8 protein-coding genes are annotated in these 15,323 nt (G+C 65.2%); 2 read left to right on the forward strand and 6 right to left on the reverse strand.

What is annotated here, in order from left to right:
- Window positions 1-27: 27 nt before the first annotated feature.
- Together P12x_RS09940 and P12x_RS09945 are read right to left on the reverse strand one after the other, a co-directional pair.
- The gene (locus P12x_RS09940; RefSeq protein WP_435010709.1) at window positions 28-2,523 is read right to left on the reverse strand and encodes a DUF1549 domain-containing protein; all 2,496 of its coding nucleotides are present in this window, start codon (window positions 2,521-2,523) and stop codon (window positions 28-30) included.
- Window positions 2,524-2,550: 27 nt separating this feature from the next.
- Window positions 2,551-3,927 carry a DUF1501 domain-containing protein gene (locus tag P12x_RS09945; RefSeq protein ID WP_435010710.1) on the reverse strand — a complete coding sequence of 459 codons (1,377 nt, stop codon included), beginning with the start codon at window positions 3,925-3,927 and terminating at the stop codon, window positions 2,551-2,553.
- Between the two features lie 217 nt (window positions 3,928-4,144).
- Between P12x_RS09945 and P12x_RS09950 the strand changes: the two genes are divergently transcribed.
- Window positions 4,145-6,349 carry an SGNH/GDSL hydrolase family protein gene (locus tag P12x_RS09950; RefSeq protein ID WP_435010711.1) on the forward strand — a complete coding sequence of 735 codons (2,205 nt, stop codon included), beginning with the start codon at window positions 4,145-4,147 and terminating at the stop codon, window positions 6,347-6,349.
- 53 nt (window positions 6,350-6,402) lie between these two features.
- Here P12x_RS09950 and P12x_RS09955 read toward each other — a convergent pair whose 3' ends face one another.
- From P12x_RS09955 to P12x_RS09970, 4 genes are all read right to left on the reverse strand, one after another.
- Window positions 6,403-6,855: a hypothetical protein gene (locus tag P12x_RS09955; RefSeq protein ID WP_435010712.1), complete on the reverse strand. Its 453-nt coding sequence runs from the start codon at window positions 6,853-6,855 to the stop codon at window positions 6,403-6,405.
- Window positions 6,856-7,044: 189 nt separating this feature from the next.
- Window positions 7,045-10,776: an efflux RND transporter permease subunit gene (locus P12x_RS09960; protein ID WP_435010713.1), complete on the reverse strand. Its 3,732-nt coding sequence runs from the start codon at window positions 10,774-10,776 to the stop codon at window positions 7,045-7,047.
- A gap of 51 nt (window positions 10,777-10,827) precedes the next feature.
- Window positions 10,828-12,087: an efflux RND transporter periplasmic adaptor subunit gene (locus P12x_RS09965; protein WP_435010714.1), complete on the reverse strand. Its 1,260-nt coding sequence runs from the start codon at window positions 12,085-12,087 to the stop codon at window positions 10,828-10,830.
- The gene (locus P12x_RS09970; RefSeq protein ID WP_435010715.1) at window positions 12,059-12,787 is read right to left on the reverse strand and encodes a TetR/AcrR family transcriptional regulator; all 729 of its coding nucleotides are present in this window, start codon (window positions 12,785-12,787) and stop codon (window positions 12,059-12,061) included. The genes P12x_RS09965 and P12x_RS09970 overlap by 29 nt, the downstream gene beginning before the upstream one ends.
- Window positions 12,788-13,127: 340 nt before the next feature.
- Between P12x_RS09970 and P12x_RS09975 the strand changes: the two genes are divergently transcribed.
- Window positions 13,128-15,191 carry a YXWGXW repeat-containing protein gene (locus P12x_RS09975; RefSeq protein ID WP_435010716.1) on the forward strand — a complete coding sequence of 688 codons (2,064 nt, stop codon included), beginning with the start codon at window positions 13,128-13,130 and terminating at the stop codon, window positions 15,189-15,191.
- The last annotated feature ends 132 nt before the right edge of the window (window positions 15,192-15,323 follow it).

Below are 15,323 nucleotides of genomic sequence, written 5' to 3' on the forward strand. Positions count from 1 at the left end.
CTCCCCGACGCGGGCACCCATCGGCCCTTAGTGATTGAACAAGAATTCCCGACTGCTCAGGAGGCCCCAGAGCACATCCTCGATCACGGGTCGCTCCTCCGGGGAGCCGGGAGGCGGGAGCAACTCGATCAGCGCTCGGCGCTCCGGCTCGGTCGGATAGCGGGCCAGGCAGGCCAGGTAGAAGTCGTCCACCATCGAGGCGTCGGACATCCCCGAGGACCGGAGCCTGATCAGCTTCTCGACCCGGTTCCCGGGGGCCTTCAACTTCTCGTTGAAGGTGATCCCGTTCGAGATGTGGAGGACCTGGACGATCGACGGCTCGGCGGATCGGTCGCATTCGCAGACGATCCTCCGAGGGTTCCGCCCGAAAGTCTGGAGGAAGTAGTTTTCGACCGAGGAGTCGTAAAGCTGGACCGCCCGCGTCCCCAGCGGATAGAAATCCGTCTTCTGGGGTGATCCCCCGGGGACCAGGATGTTCTCGAACCTGGTCGGGACCTCGGTGGCCTGGACGATCGCGTCGTGCAGGACCTCGGCCATCATCCGTCGCGGATAGTACCGCGAGTAGAAGCGATGTTCGGCCTGATTTCCGGGGAGCGGCCGGCTCGACCGCTGGTAGGCGTTGGACTGGAGGATCTCCTTCATCAGGGCCTTGAGGTCGAACTTCTTCGCGACCAGATCGTCGGCCGCCGCGGTAAGTAGTGCCTCGTTGCTGGCCGGGTTCGAGACCCGGACATCGTCGATCTTCTCGACCAGGCCGACGCCGAAGAAGTTGGCCCAGACCCGGTTCGTGATCGCCCGGGCGAAGTAGGGGTTCTCGGGGGCGGTCAGCCAATCCGCCAGGCTGACCCGACGGTCCGACGGGTCGTCGATCGGCAGGGGCGTCCCGTCGAGCGGGGTCGGCGGCTGGGGCTTGCCCGTCCTCGGCTGGATCAGGTCGCCCGACTGCGCCACGTAGAGGGTCCGCTTGCCGTCCCCCGAGCCGGCATCGCCGCCCCAGCCCTTGGCCCGGACCCGGGCGAACAGGTTGGCCATCGCGTAATATTGATCATTCGTCCATTTTTCGAGAGGGTGGTTGTGGCAGCGGGCACAACCGATCGAGAGGCCCAGGAACGCCTGGCTGGCGTTCTCGGTCATCTCCTCGGGCGACTGGCTCAGGGCGTAGAAGTTGGTTGCCCCGTTTTCCTGGCTCTCGCCGGTCGAGACCAGAATTTCGCGGACCATCCGATCCCAGGGGGTGTTGGCCGCGACATTTCCATGAAGCCAGGTGTAATAGGCCTTGATCGATTGAGGGTTGAGCCGGGTGCTGGTGAGCATCAGCACGTCGGACCATTTGTAAGTCCAGTAGTCGGCGAACTCGGGCCGGGCCAGCAATTCGTCGATCAAGGCGTCGCGCTTGCCCAAGGCCGGATCGGCCAGGAATCTGCGGACTTCCTCCACGGTCGGCGGCCGACCGACTGTGTCGACCCAGGACCTCCGGACGAACTCGGCATCAGTACAGTCGGGCGACGCGGGGAGGTTCAGCCTGGCCAGTTGCCGGTCGACTTGCTCGTCGATGTAATTCCGGGGCTTCCGCTGGTCAACCTCTTCCGCGCCTTTCGCGAGCGTTTCCCCTTCCCCGTAAGGGACGGTGATCCGGGCAATCGCGATCTTGCTCGCGTACCAGGCCACGACGGCCCCCTCGCCCGGCCCGACCACCGAGGCGACCCCCTTATCGTCGACCCGGCAGACCGATTCATCGCTCGAAGACCATTTCACCCACCGGGTCACGTCTTCGAGGCGTCCGTCGCTGTAACGAGCCCGGACGACGATCGGCTGGGCCTGGCCGACCCGGTGGACCGAGCGATCGGGGAGGACTTCCAGCGACTCGACCCTGGCGTCGGCGTCGCTTGGCGGCTTCGCCCCCGAGGCGATCCAGTCGGCAATGATCCGGTATTCGCGCGAATCGGTCGGGAACCGGAGCCCCCCCTTGTGGGGAATCGCGGCGGTCGGCTTGGCCAGGACCAGGCTCCGGCCGGGGTCGGCCAGTTCGATCCTCCGGCCCCCTTCGAGCTTGACGATGTTGAAGTGGTCCGAGGCCGGATCGAAACCGTTGAGCGAGAGCCGGAAGCCCCCCTTCCCGGCCAGGGCCCCGTGGCAAGCCCCCGAGTTGCACCCCATCTTCGCCAGGATCGGCTCAACATCCTCCCGGAAGCTCCGGACGATCGGCGTATCCATCCCGGCCACGACGACCTTCGCCGACGCCGACTGCCCCCCCGCCTTGACGGTAATGGCGGCCTCGCCGTCCCCGACCGGTTTGACGATCCCGTCGGCCACGGTCGCGACACGGGGATCGCTCGTCGACCATTCGAGTCCCGATGCGACCTGTTCGGCGATCTCGCCCGCCGCCGATCGCTGGACCAGGAGGCGCTGGGAACTTTCCGACGATTCGAGCCGGAATTCGGCCGGGAGGACGACGATCCCATCCTCGGCGACAGCGAGGCCGGTCAGCCCGAACAGGATCAGAAATGGCATTCGGCTCAGCATTCGCGAACCCTCGAAATCGGGGTGTTCTCAGAAGAGTTCGTGGATCTCTCGATGGCCAAAATCGACCAGCGGGAAGGGCCGGCCGGCCGGCCCCGGCAGCTTGGTTTCGAGGTCCAGCCCCAGGCTGTGGAAGATGGTCGCGGCGATGTCGGGCGGCTCGACCGGACGGTCGGCCGGCACGGCCCCGATCGGGTCGCTGGCACCGACGATCCGGCCCCCCTGGACGCCTCCCCCGGCGAATCCCACGGTGAAGCACTGCGGCCAGTGGTCGCGCCCCCCGGCCGGGTTGACCCGAGGGGTCCGGCCGAACTCGGCCAGGTTGCAGACCAGGGTGTCATTCAGGAGCCCTCGCGCGTCGAGGTCCTCGATCAACGCGCTATACGCCCGGTCGTAGATCGGGCAGACGATGTCCCGCATCCCCTCGATCGAGGTGAATGGCTTGGAACCGTGGATGTCCCAGGTGATCTCATCGAACACGGTCAAGAACGTGTTGATGGTCACGAACCGGACGCCGTTCTCGATCAGGCGTCGGGCGAGCAGGCAACTCTGGCCGAACCGGGACATCCCGTAACGGTCGCGGACCGCCTGCGGTTCCTCCGAGAGATCGAACGCCGCGCGGGCCTGGGTGCTGGTCATCAGGCGGAAGGCCGCCTGGAAATTGTTGTCCAGGAGCGCAGCGTCCTCGGTCGATTCGAAGAGGTCAACGGCGTTGTCTACCAGGTCGCGGATCTTCCGTCGACGGTCGAGCCGGACGGTCCCGATCTCCTGGGGCGGGAGGAGGTCGGGCACCCGGAAATTCGGCTGCGAGGGGTCGGCGTTCAGGGCGAACGGATCGTGGGCCTTGCCCAGGAATCCCCCGGCCTGCCCGTTGGGCATGTTCCCGCCGCCCCGCCCCATCAGTTCCGGTAGGACGACGAACGGGGGAAGATCGGACTTCCGGCCCCGAAGATAGCTGACCACGGCTCCGACATGCGGCGTGTTGACCCCCCCGGTGAACAGCCGGCCGGTCTGCATCATCTGCCAGCCCGCGTCGTGGACCGCCGCCCCGCCATGGTGCGCCGAGCGGACCAGCGAGAACTTGTCGGCGATCCTGGCGTGATGGGGGAGGATCTCCGAGAGCTGGAAGCCGGGGACCTTCGACGTGATCGGCTTGAACGGCCCGCGGATCTCGGCGGGGGCGTCCGGCTTCATGTCCCAGAGGTCCATGTTACTCGGGGCACCCAGGTTGAAGATCATGATGCACGATCGGTCATCGTGCCCCGGCTTGACCGCCCCGGCGGCGCGGGCGGCCATCAGTTGAGGCAAGCCGAACCCGATCGCGCCCAGGGTCCCGACCTGCAGGAAATCCCGACGGGTCACGCCGTCACACGTGACCGCCTGGCCCTTCCCGGTGAAGGTCAACATGCAAGCACCCTCGATTTGGATCACCGGAGTGACCGCGACCCTTGATCCGCACGACTCGTCTGCAGAAGTTATCCTAACCGCTGCTGGACGTCCCGTCATGATCCTGGCGGGAACTTTGTTGAACATTCGATCCGGCCGGGCCGAGACGCCCCTGTTCCGCCCCGAGGACTCGCTTTAGAATCGCCGGGACTGGAGACCTGCCCCGGGAGAACACTACATGAACGCGCGATCGTGCCCCGCCGACCACCGATCCCGGAGAATCAGGGCGATCGCGTTCGCCGGATTCTTCGCCGCCCTGATCTGCCCTTCCACCGGGGCGGACGACCGAGCAGTCCCGCGCTTGCCGAGGGAAAACCTCCTGGTCTATCGAGGGGCCGACGGATTACCGAAGCCCGTGAAGTCTCCCGCAGACTGGCTCAAGCGCCGGGCCGAGATCCTCGAAGGGATGCAGTCGGTGATGGGGCGGCTCCCCGGCCCCGAGAAGCGGGTCCCGCTCGACATGAAGGTCGAGGAGGAGGTGGATTGCGGAAGCTTCATCCGACGCTTGATCACCTATACCTCGGAGCCCGGCTCGCGGGTCCCGGCCTATCTCTCGATCCCCAAGGCCCTTCTCAAGGGAGAGGGGCGGAAGGCCCCGGGTATCCTCTGCCTGCACGGGACCGATAACGTGATCGGGCATGGCACCGTGGTCGGACTGGGGGAACGCCCCAATCGCGCCTATGCCAGCGAGCTGGCCGAGCGAGGCTATGTGACCCTGGCCCCGAACTACCCCCTCCTGGCGAAGTATCAGCCCGACATCAAGGCGCTCGGCTGGGAGAGCGGGACCCTCAAGGCTGTCTGGGACAACATCCGAGGGCTCGACCTCCTGGAGTCGCTCCCATTCGTCAGCTCGGGCGGCTTCGGCGCGATCGGGCATTCGCTTGGCGGGCATAACTCGGTCTATACCGCAGTCTTCGACGATCGGATCAAGGCCGTCGTCTCCAGTTGCGGGCTCGACTCGTTCCTCGACTATTACCAGGGGGACGAGAAGGTCTGGATGCCGGAGAAGGGGTGGACCCAGACCCGCTACATGCCCCGGCTGGCCGGGTATCGGGGGAGGCTGGACGAGATTCCCTTCGACTTCCACGAACTGCTCGGGGCCCTCGCGCCTCGAGACGTCCTGATCGTGGCCCCGGTCGGGGACAGCAACTTCCGGGCGGAGAGCGTCGATCGGGTCGTCGAATCCGCCCGGGCCGTCTACAACCTCCTGGGCCACCCCGAGCGGATCCGGCTCGAACATCCCGAAGGAGGCCACGACTTCCCGGGCGAGATGCGGCAGGCCGCCTACGCTCTTTTCGACTCCGTCCTGATCGCCGCCAGAAACCCGGTCCAGGCCGAACCCGAGACCCGATGGACCGACGCCCGCGAACTGACGGTCGAGGGCAAGGGCTGGTCCGACACGAAAGAATTCTACGACCGGCTCCCCTCGCGAGCCGAGGGAGTCGTCCGCCCGCCCGTCTGGGGCCTGAGCCGAGATTCGGCCGGGTACTGCATCCGGTTCGCGACCGATTCGCCGACGATCCAGGCCCGATGGACGCTCAGATCCGACAATCTGGCCATGCCTCACATGCCCGCCACCGGCGTGAGCGGGCTCGACCTCTACACCCGGACCGAGGGCGGTCCCTGGCAATGGTTGGGGGTCGGCCAGCCCAGGGAGTTCCCGACCAACACCGCGACCCTGGCCAGGGGACTACCCGCGGGTCATCGCGAGTACCTCCTCTATCTCCCGCTCTACAATGGCGTGTCGTCGGTGGAGATCGGGGTACCCGAAGGGAACTCGATCGAACCGCCCGGTCCGCGGCCCGAAGGGCATCGGAAGCCGATCGTCTTCTATGGGACCTCGATCACTCAGGGAGGGTGCGCCTCTCGCCCGGGGATGGTCCACACCGCGATCCTCGGTCGAAGGCTCGACCGGCCGGTCATCAACCTCGGGTTCTCGGGGAGTGGCCGGATGGAGCCCGAGATGGCGAAATTCCTGGCCGAGCTCGATCCGGCCGTCTATGTCCTCGATTGCCTGCCCAACATGAACGCCCGCGAGGTCGAGGAGCGGGTCGAGCCGACCGTTCGGACCCTCCGGGCTGCACACCCCGAGACCCCGATCGTCCTGGCCGAGGATCGCAACTACACCAATGCCAGGCTCCTCCCCGAGCGAGCCCGGGTCAACCAGGCCAACCACGAGGCCCTGAAGGCGGCCCACGACCGCTTGGTGGCGGCCGGGGTGGGAGGCCTGCATTACCTCAATGGCGCATCGCAGCTCGGCGAAGATGGCGAGGATACCGTGGACGGCTCGCACCCGACCGACCTCGGCTTCTCCCGGATGGCCGACGCCTTCGAGGCGGTCCTGAAGCCGGCCCTCGGAGGGGCGACGGAAGGTGGACAGTAAGGCCGATCGGATGGGGACTCGGAGGCGACGGATCGCATCGGCACGGGTCTCGATCAGGTGTTCGCCACCGGTCCCGCATCTTGAAGATCGGCGTAATGGGTCAGCTTGTGGATCCAGAGGTCCCGGTCGGCCTGGATTCGGAGACGCCACGATCCGGCCAGTAGAAGAACTCCGGCCGCCATGAAGATCGGGGCACAACTCTGGAGCAGGTCAATTCGAGGGGGAATCCAGATGGAGACCCCCACCATCAGCAGCCCCAGGGGAAGCGCCACCTTCGAGGCCAGTCGGGGGATCAGCAGGGCCAAACCTCCCGCCAGATGGGCGAACCCCAGGACGTAACGAATCCGGGGATCGAAGCCGCCGGCCGCGAGATCGGACGAGATCTGGGGGAGGGAAAGCAGGGCGACGCCATAGGCCAAGAAGCCGGCCGCGAGGGCCATCCCCGAACCCGTCAGACCGAGCCGCTCTCGCCTGCGTCGCCGATTGCTCGATTCAATCGTGATCATCAATGTTGTCTCTCCGTGATGCTGGAAGTGGTCGGGGAAAGCCCCTCGCGTCGCAAGACCCCGGTTTTTTCCGACCCTCGCGCGTTGAACAACCAATCTCGGCGAATCGGACTCCGGGAACTGGCATCGATGAGGTTCTTTCCCGCACAACCTTGACCATAGGCCAGGAATTTCAAGTTGTGGTTCGGATCACGAAGTCGTGATCGCATTCATGCCATGGACGCCGATTTCGCGGTCGCCATAGTGGGTGTGCTGATGGCCCGCGTTCGAGTATTCCGCGGGCGGCCCTTCGTGGGCGTGCTGGCCCGGCTCGTACCACTTGATCAGCTTGAAGTCCTCGACGAACAGGACATAGAGCACCGGCACGACGACCTTCGTGACCAGCGTCGCGACCAGCAGGCCGATGATCTGAACGTAGCAGAGCGGCTCCCAGAGCGGTCCGCCCTTCATCGCCAGGGGGATGAGTCCACCGACCGTCGCCAGGACCGTCACGAGGACCGGTCGGAGCCGGACCAGGGCCGCGTCGATCACCGCCCGTCGGAGCGGCTCGCCGCGCTCGTGGGCTTCTTCGATGTACTCGAACAGCACGATCACGTGGCTGATGATGACCCCCGCCAGGGAGGAGAGGCCCAGGAGGGCGAAGAAGCCGAGCGGGACGTTGAAGATCAGGAGCCCCATCAGTCCGCCGACCATCCCGAACGGGACCGCCGCGAAGACCAGGAGCGGCTTAGTCAGGCTGTTGAACTGGAGGACCAGGGCCAGGTAGATCCCCAGGATCGAGGTCGCCATCGCGAAGAACATGAACGCGAAGCCCTTGGCCTGCTCCTCCTTCTCGCCGCCGAAGGAGAACCGATAGCCCGGCGGCCAGTCCTTCGAAGCCTCGATCAGCCGGGCCTCCAGCTTGTCGACCACGCTGCTCGGCAAGACACCCGGGACGGTGTCGGCTTTCACGGTCAAGCAACGCTCGTTGTCCCTCCGGCCAATCCTGGGCGAGACCATCTCGGTACGGAAGGCGCCGACCTGTTCGAGTGGGACCCGGGCGTCGGTCCTCGTGCTGAAGACCTCCAGGGTCTTCATGTCTTCCATCTGGCTCCGCTCGTCGGGCCGGAACCGGATGATGACCGGGATCCTCCGGTCACGCTCGCGGATGGTCGTCGCTGTGTATCCGGAGAGCCCGGCGCTGGTCGTCATCGCGACGTCCTGGTTGGTGACGCCGGTCATGTTGGCCCGGTCGGAGTCGACTTCGAGCTTGAGCTGGAGCGATTCGGGGTCCCAGTCGTCGTGGATGTTCTCGGTCCCGGGGATCTCTCGGAGCAGGCCCTTGACCTCGCCGCCGAGGCGGCGGAGCGTCGCCAGTTCGGGGCCCTGGACCCGGAGCTGGATCGGCACCCCGATCGGCGGGCCGGATTCGAGCTGTTCCACCGTCACCCTCGCGGACGAGAAGGTCGGGGGTAGCTCGCGCTTCAGGCGGGCCGCCAGGGCCGCGGTGGAGAAGGCGTCCCGCGTGTGGACCAGGATCTGGGCGTAATTCGAGGCCGGCTGCTCGGGGACGACCGAGAGCCAGAACCGAGGGCCCCCCTGCCCCACGAAGGTCGTGTACGCCTCGACCTCGGACCCGGCCAGCTTGTCAATCGACTCGATCGCCCGCATGGCTTCGATCTTCGTCTGACGGATCGGCGTCCCCTCGGGCAAGAACATGTTAACCGTGAACGTATTGTGCAGGTCCTTGGGGAAGAAGTTCGTCCCGATCTTGGGGAGCAGGCTGATCGCGGCGGCCAGGACGATCAGGCACGACGCCAGGGCCGCCCACTTGTGCTCCATGCACTTCTCGGAGAATCCGTTGTAGATCCGTGCGAATCTCGAACCCTTGCCCCCGTCGGCCACGCCGGATTCGAGCCCCTTCTGGCCCCGGAGCATGTAGTAGCCCAGGAGGGGGATGAAGGTCATCGAGACGATCCGGCTGGCCACCAGCGAGGCGGTCACCACGACCGGCAGCGAATAGATGAACTCCCCCACGACGCCGCCCACCACCAGCAAGGGGAGGAACGCGACGATATTGGTCAGGGTCGCATAGAGGATCGCCCTCGAAAGTTTCTGGGGGCCCAGCCAGGCCGCGACGTCACGCGGGACACCGTGGGCCAGCTCTCGATTGATCGCGTCGCCGGCCACCACCGGGTCATCGACCAGGAGTCCCAGCGCGATGATCAGGGCGGCGATCGAGATCTGCTGGATGTCGATCCCGATCATTGCGCAGAGTCCGAGGGTCATCGCCACCGTGATCGGGATCGAGATCGCCACCAGGAGGGCGCTCCGCCACTCCATGAACATCAGGGAGACCACGACCACGATCAGGATCGCCTCCATCAGGCAGTCCTTGAAGAGGTCGATCTTCCGGTGGACCTCGTGGGGCTCGTCGCTGGTCCGCTCGACCCGGAGGTCATCCGGCAAGACCCGCCGGAGCGAGGCGAGCGTCGCTCCGACGTCCCGGCCGAAGTCGGCGATCTGCGTCCCCTTCACGTGGCAGATCGAGAGGGTGACGGCGCGGGTGGTCCAGAGCCGGGTCGGCCCGGTCGGGATCGGATCCTCGTGACCCGAACCGGCCTCCGCGGTGATCGGACGGGCTTCTCCGAGCGACGACGGCGAGTGGTCCGGGCTCGCCTTGATCGTCCGGAAGTTGAGGATCCGGGCCGGGTCCTCGTAACCTCGGACGATCTCGGCCACGTCCCGGAGGTAGATCGGGAAGCCATCGCGGACGTCGATGACGGTCTGGCCGATCTCGCTCCCGACGCGATAAGGGCCGGTCGGCTTGACCACGAGCGTCTGCTCGGGGAGCTCGACCGTCCCGCCGGGCATGTTGATATTCCGATAGCTGAGCTGGCCGGCCAGGGCCATCGGCTCGATCCCCAGCCCGCTCAGTCGGCGATTGCTGAAGTAGAGGTAGACCGCCTGTTCCTGGACGCCGACCTGCTGGATCTTGCCGACCCGGGGCGACTGGCGGAGTCGGTCCTGGATCAGGTCGGCGAATCGATGGAGATCCTCGAAGGTGTAGCGGGCCACCCCGCCCGGGACCTCCTGGACGCGTTGCTTGATCACCGCAGCGAGGTCGCGGGGGTCCTTTACCAGGAGAGCAGGCCAGATGTCGGGATGTCCCAGGCCCGCGCCCAGGGTCGCCTTCTCCCACCGATCGTGCTCCAGACGGAGCGTTTCTTCATCGATCCCGTCGGCCAGCCTGAAGTCGAGGATACCGGCGCCGAGCATCGGGATGTACTCGCCATCCTCGACCAATCCCCGCTCCTCGAAGTGTTGGAGGGCCGACCGGGCCAGACGCTCGACGAACTCGGGAGAGACCGAGGAGGGATGGACCAGTACCCCGCTATAACGCCGGTCGCTTGGGGCTTCGGGGCGAGTGGCTCGGGCCTCCTCCAGCTTCCGGGAGATCGAGTCGGCCCTCTGTCGGACCTCGAAATCGGAGATCGGTGGGCTGCTCAGCGTGAGCATGGTCGCCACAGTGTCGCCGAAATCCTTGTTGAGCTTGGGCCGGAGGGGCTGACCGGCGACGCTCGGCAGGTCGGTGATCGCCTCCAGCTTGTTGTTCAGGTCCTGCCAGACGGCCTCGGCGTTCTTGTTGGTGTCGTAGAGATCGACGAAGACGCTCGACTGCCCTTGCTGGCTGACCGACCGGACGTGCTCGACGGCCGGATTCTCGGTCATGACCTTCTCGATCTTCCGGCTGACCTCCTGCTCGACCTCGACGGCGGAGGCGCCGGGGTACGTCGTCAGGATCACCCCGCTCCGGATCTGGATCAGCGGATCCTGACGCTGGGGCATCGACCGATAGGCGAAGACCCCCCAGAGCATCGTGAAGATCAGGAGCGTCCAGGCGATCGGCCGCTTGTAGACGAAATATTGCGAGGTGGTCATGAATCGTCTCCGAGAGCGTCCTTCGATCGCCCGACCTTCTTGAGTCCTGCCTCATTCCACGACGCGGACTTCCTGCCCGTCGCGAAGCCGATGGATGCCCGTGGCCACGACCCGGTCGCCGGGGCGGAGCCCGGCCTCGGTGTCGACCCGGACCGCGACCTTGTTATCCAGGACCTCGTCGAAGCTCATCGAGACCAGGCGGACGACGTCCTTTCCCCCCTCGTCTTCGATCCGGTAGACGGCCAGCGATCGCGCCGAGTCGCCCTGGGCCACCGAGGTCATGGGCAGCAGATAGGCCCGGGTTTCCTTCCGGAAGACGACCGTGGACATCATCCCCGGCAGGAGCCCCTCGGGCTGGTCGATCCGGACCTCGATCGGGTAGGTCCGAGTCCGGCTGTCGGCGGTCGAGGCGATCTTGTGCATCACCCCGACGAACTTACGACCCGGCAGGGCGTCGCTGACGACCTCGACCTCCTGGCCGATGGAGAGTTGCCCGACAAGCGTGTCCGGGACATTGAAGGCAATCACGACGCTCGAGAGATCCACGATCGTGAAGATCTTCTGGTTCGGCGTCACCCGTTCATTGTTGTCGATATGGCGGGAAGCGATGGTGCCGCGCTCGAACGGGACGCTCAGCGAGCAATAGGACAGGTTGGCCTCGGCCTGCTCCAGCCCGATCCGGGCCGAGGCCACCTCCCCCTCGGCCGCGGCCTCGCTGGCGACCATCCCCTTGAGCTTGGTCCGCGCATTGTCGAGATCCGAGAGGCTGGCCGAGGCCCGATGGGCCAGTTGATCGGTCCGGCGAAAGTCGAGCTGCGCCTGCTCGGTGTTCGCCTTGGCGGTCATCAATCGAGCCTGGGCGGTCGTCAACTTCTCGGCGGCCTGATTCTTCTCGCGGATGTAATCATCCGGGTCCAGGCGGGCGAGCACCGTCCCTCGGGGCACCGTGTCGCCCTCGTGGATATCCCGGACCGGCCCCCCGGGCGTCTCGACCTGGTGGAGATGCTCCACCGTCCCCGAGACCCGGAAGGAAAGCTCCGCCTTCTGCAACTCCTTGACCACGCCGCTGTACTGGAGGCCCGACCCCACCACCTCCTCGATCACCGGGATCGCCCGGACCGAAATCGCCAGGGGTTCCAGGGCCTTGGGGGCGTGAGAATCCGCCGTGGTGGCCAGGACCCATCGCCCGGTCGCGGCGGCCGCGATGGTCAGCCCCAGACCGACCAGACCAAGCGTCGAATTTCGACGTTTCGTCGATTTTGGCTTAAAAAAAGGGGCAGGCTTACTCAAGCCCGACGGATTGGCATTCATCGGCGAAGATCTCCGTGACGATCCGGCGATAGGTCTCGTCATAATCCCATTCGGTGGAGAGGGGCCTCCAGCCGAAGCCGTCGAGAAGAACATGGATGTTGTCCCGGAGCGCCCGGAAGGGGTTGGCCACCTGGACCTCGGCCATGATCGGGCGGAAGTTGGAGACGATGGTATGCGTCCCGATGGCCATCGTCATGATGGCGAACATGATCTGAGGCACCGAAGTGGAGGGGGGCAGATCGCCGTTCGACACGGCTTCGACGATGAACCCCAGGACCGGCCCGAGGCAATGGCTCTCCTCGGTTCGGAGCGAATCCCGACGGTCGGGCGAGGCCTGATCCTCGAGGTCGGCCATCTTTATGATCAGCTCGGAGCGGAATGAGTGGGGATAAAGCCGGGCGAACAGCTCGTCCGCGATCGCGATCCCCTCCAGCTTCTCGCGAGGTCGGCCCTGGAATCGGGTCGTCCGATGGAACAAGGAACTGCGCTGCTCCATCGTCTGGGAAGCCAGGGCCATGACCAGGTCCTCCTTGTTGGAGAAGTGCTGGTAGATGGTCCCCTTGGAATATTCGGTGGCCTCGGCCAGGCGATCCATGCTCAGGCCCGCGTAACCCTGCGAGATCAACATCTTGCGGGCCACATCCAGCAAGTGGAGCTCACGCTCGCGGACTTCGCGCTGTTTACGGAGTGATGTGGCCATGCCCGAATTATCGACAGGTCGTCGAAAAAAGTCAATCCGTCGATTTTAAAGAGTAGGGTTCTCGCGAGATTTCTCCCGGCCGGAGGAGGTTCCTGATAATTCGCTTGGCCCTGATTCGAAGTCTCTCCGAAACCTGCGGAGATCCAACCCGAGAAGGCCACGATGTCAAACTCCATAAAGGGATGATGAACCGGGGGAAATCATCCGGAGGTTCACCGCACGGCCCGCCGGACCACGCATCAACGGGTACATTTGGATCAAGATTTGCTTCAAGCCCTTACGATCCTTTCCTATCCCTGAACCCAGCATCGAGCGGCCGATTTTCGGCGGGAGTGGTGACGTGATTCGGCCACCTTGGAGACCTGTTTCCCTCGTCTTGACGCTGTCCAGCCTGAGCCTCATCGCTCCGGGCCGACCGGCCGAGGCCCAGGTCGCGAGCGAGATCCCGTTACCCTCCGCACCGGGGATTTCCGAAGGGGCCGAGATCCTGACACGCGGCCCCATCCATGAGGCATTCGCCGAGCCGATCATCTACGACCCGACCCCGAGTCCTGCCGTACCCAAGGAGCCCCCACCCCCGGTCGAGGAGACCCCGCCGGATCAGAAGCCCGAGGGGGCCAACGTCAATTGGATTCCCGGATACTGGGCCTGGGACGATACCCGCGAGGATTATCTCTGGATCAGCGGCCTCTGGCGCGATATCCCGCCCGGCCGACAGTGGGTCCCCGGTTACTGGGGCGAGGCTGAGGGGGGTTTCCGGTGGGTCCCGGGTGCCTGGACCTCCACCACTCAGCCCGAGGCCTCCTACTACCCGACCCCTCCAGCCTCGCTCGAAGCCGGGCCGAACTGCCCCGCTCCGTCGCCCAATTCAGTCTGGACGCCGGGCTACTGGGACTGGCAAGGTGATCGCTTTACCTGGCGTCCCGGATTCTGGATCGATTACCAGCCGGATTGGGTCTGGGTCCCCGCTCACTACGTCTGGACGCCCGGCGGATGCCTCTTCGTCGATGGATATTGGGACTGGCCCGTCGATCGGCGAGGCACGCCGTTCGCGCCCGTTTATTTCGCCCCGACGCCGGTCGCCCGGCCTCGGATTGCCTACACTCCGACGGTCACCCTGGTCGCCTCGGCGATCTGGACCAGCGTCTTCATCCAGCCCAACCGCAACCAGTATTGCTTCGGCGATTATTACGGGCAGGGCGGGAACAGGGGCGGAGCCGTCCCCTGGTACGACTTTCACCACGGGCGTAGGGGATATGACCCGCTCTTCGCCCACTATTCGGCCCGTGAATCGCGAAAGGATCCCCGATTTCTCGACCGGATGAGGGACGATTACCAGTTCCGCCGCGACCACCCCGAGAGCCGTCCGGCACGCACCTACATCGAGCAGGAACGATTCGTCAACCGGACCGACTCGCATCACGTCAACGGCCGGAATTCCGCCAACGATCTCAGGAACGTGGCGATGGCGAGGCCGATTTCGCAGGTCGCCGGTAACGGCAGCCAAACTTTGAAGTTCACCCACATCGACGAGTCCCATCGTCGAGAGCTGAATCGCCAGGGCGAGCAATTCCGGGAATTCCGACAGCAAAGGGCAAATCAGGAACGCCGGGCAAAACCCCAGGATCGAACCGACCGGGGCGATCAGGTCAAGAGTCCGGGACGGCCATCCGGTCCGCCCTCCGGCCCTTCGGGCGATCGTCCGCGAAGACTGGCCCAGTTCCGCTCGCCGATCACTGCGCCCTTGGCTCAGGGCCGCCCGAAAGTCGAAGGCCGCCCCCAGGGTCGTCCCTCACAAGAATCGAAATCCAATCGGCCCAACCCAACCCTTCCCCAGCAGCGAATCGCGGAGCAACGCAAGGATCAGCAACAGCGCAATCAGGCCGAGCAGGAGAAGGTCCGGAGGCTCGAACAAATAAATCAGCAGGCCCAATCGAAACAGCCACGCGATCAGGCCGAACGAGCCAGAGCCGGGCAGCGACAGCAAGGGGAGTCGCAGAAAAATCAACCTCTGATCGAGACGGTGGAGCAAAAGAAATTTCAAGCAAAACAGGCCGAGCAGGCCAAGGTCCGGCAACAGCAACAACAGGCCGAGCAGCAAAAGGCCAGGCAACATCAGCAACAGGCCGAGCAGGCCAAGGCCAGGCAGCAACAGCATCAGGCCGAGCAGCAAAAGGCCAGGCAACAGCAACATCAGGCCGAGCAGGCCAAGGCCAGGCAGCAACAGCATCAGGCCGAGCAGCAAAAGGCCAGGCAACAACAGCAACAGGCCGAGCAAGCCAAGGCCAGGCAAGATCAGCAACAGGCCGAGCAACAGAAGTCCAGAGGTCAGCAGGATCGGCCCCAGGGGAAACAACAGGATCGTCCTGGAGAAAACAAGGATCGCCCTCGGAAGAAAGGGTGAAATAAGATCCAACAGGATTCCCAATGGCTCGGGGCGGTGAGGTTCGACTTCACCGATCCGGGCCTTTCTGCTAAGAGGTTGGCGACTGAGTTCATGACGCAGTCGCCCGGCGACGGAATACGCCCCGCCCGA

Origin of the sequence: Tundrisphaera lichenicola, from assembly GCF_051175385.1 — a bacterium.
Taxonomy (GTDB): Bacteria; Planctomycetota; Planctomycetia; order Isosphaerales; family Isosphaeraceae; genus Tundrisphaera; species Tundrisphaera lichenicola.

What these genes read in the sequence shown, in the direction of transcription:
- P12x_RS09940 (WP_435010709.1), bottom strand. Translation starts at nt 2,523, where the DNA reads ATGCTGAGCCGAATGCCATTTCTGATCCTGTTCGGGCTGACCGGCCTC.
- P12x_RS09970 (WP_435010715.1), bottom strand. Translation starts at nt 12,787, where the DNA reads ATGGCCACATCACTCCGTAAACAGCGCGAAGTCCGCGAGCGTGAGCTC.
- P12x_RS09955 (WP_435010712.1), bottom strand. Translation starts at nt 6,855, where the DNA reads ATGATCACGATTGAATCGAGCAATCGGCGACGCAGGCGAGAGCGGCTC.
- P12x_RS09945 (WP_435010710.1), bottom strand. Translation starts at nt 3,927, where the DNA reads ATGTTGACCTTCACCGGGAAGGGCCAGGCGGTCACGTGTGACGGCGTG.
- P12x_RS09950 (WP_435010711.1), top strand. Translation starts at nt 4,145, where the DNA reads ATGAACGCGCGATCGTGCCCCGCCGACCACCGATCCCGGAGAATCAGG.
- P12x_RS09965 (WP_435010714.1), bottom strand. Translation starts at nt 12,087, where the DNA reads ATGAATGCCAATCCGTCGGGCTTGAGTAAGCCTGCCCCTTTTTTTAAG.
- P12x_RS09960 (WP_435010713.1), bottom strand. Translation starts at nt 10,776, where the DNA reads ATGACCACCTCGCAATATTTCGTCTACAAGCGGCCGATCGCCTGGACG.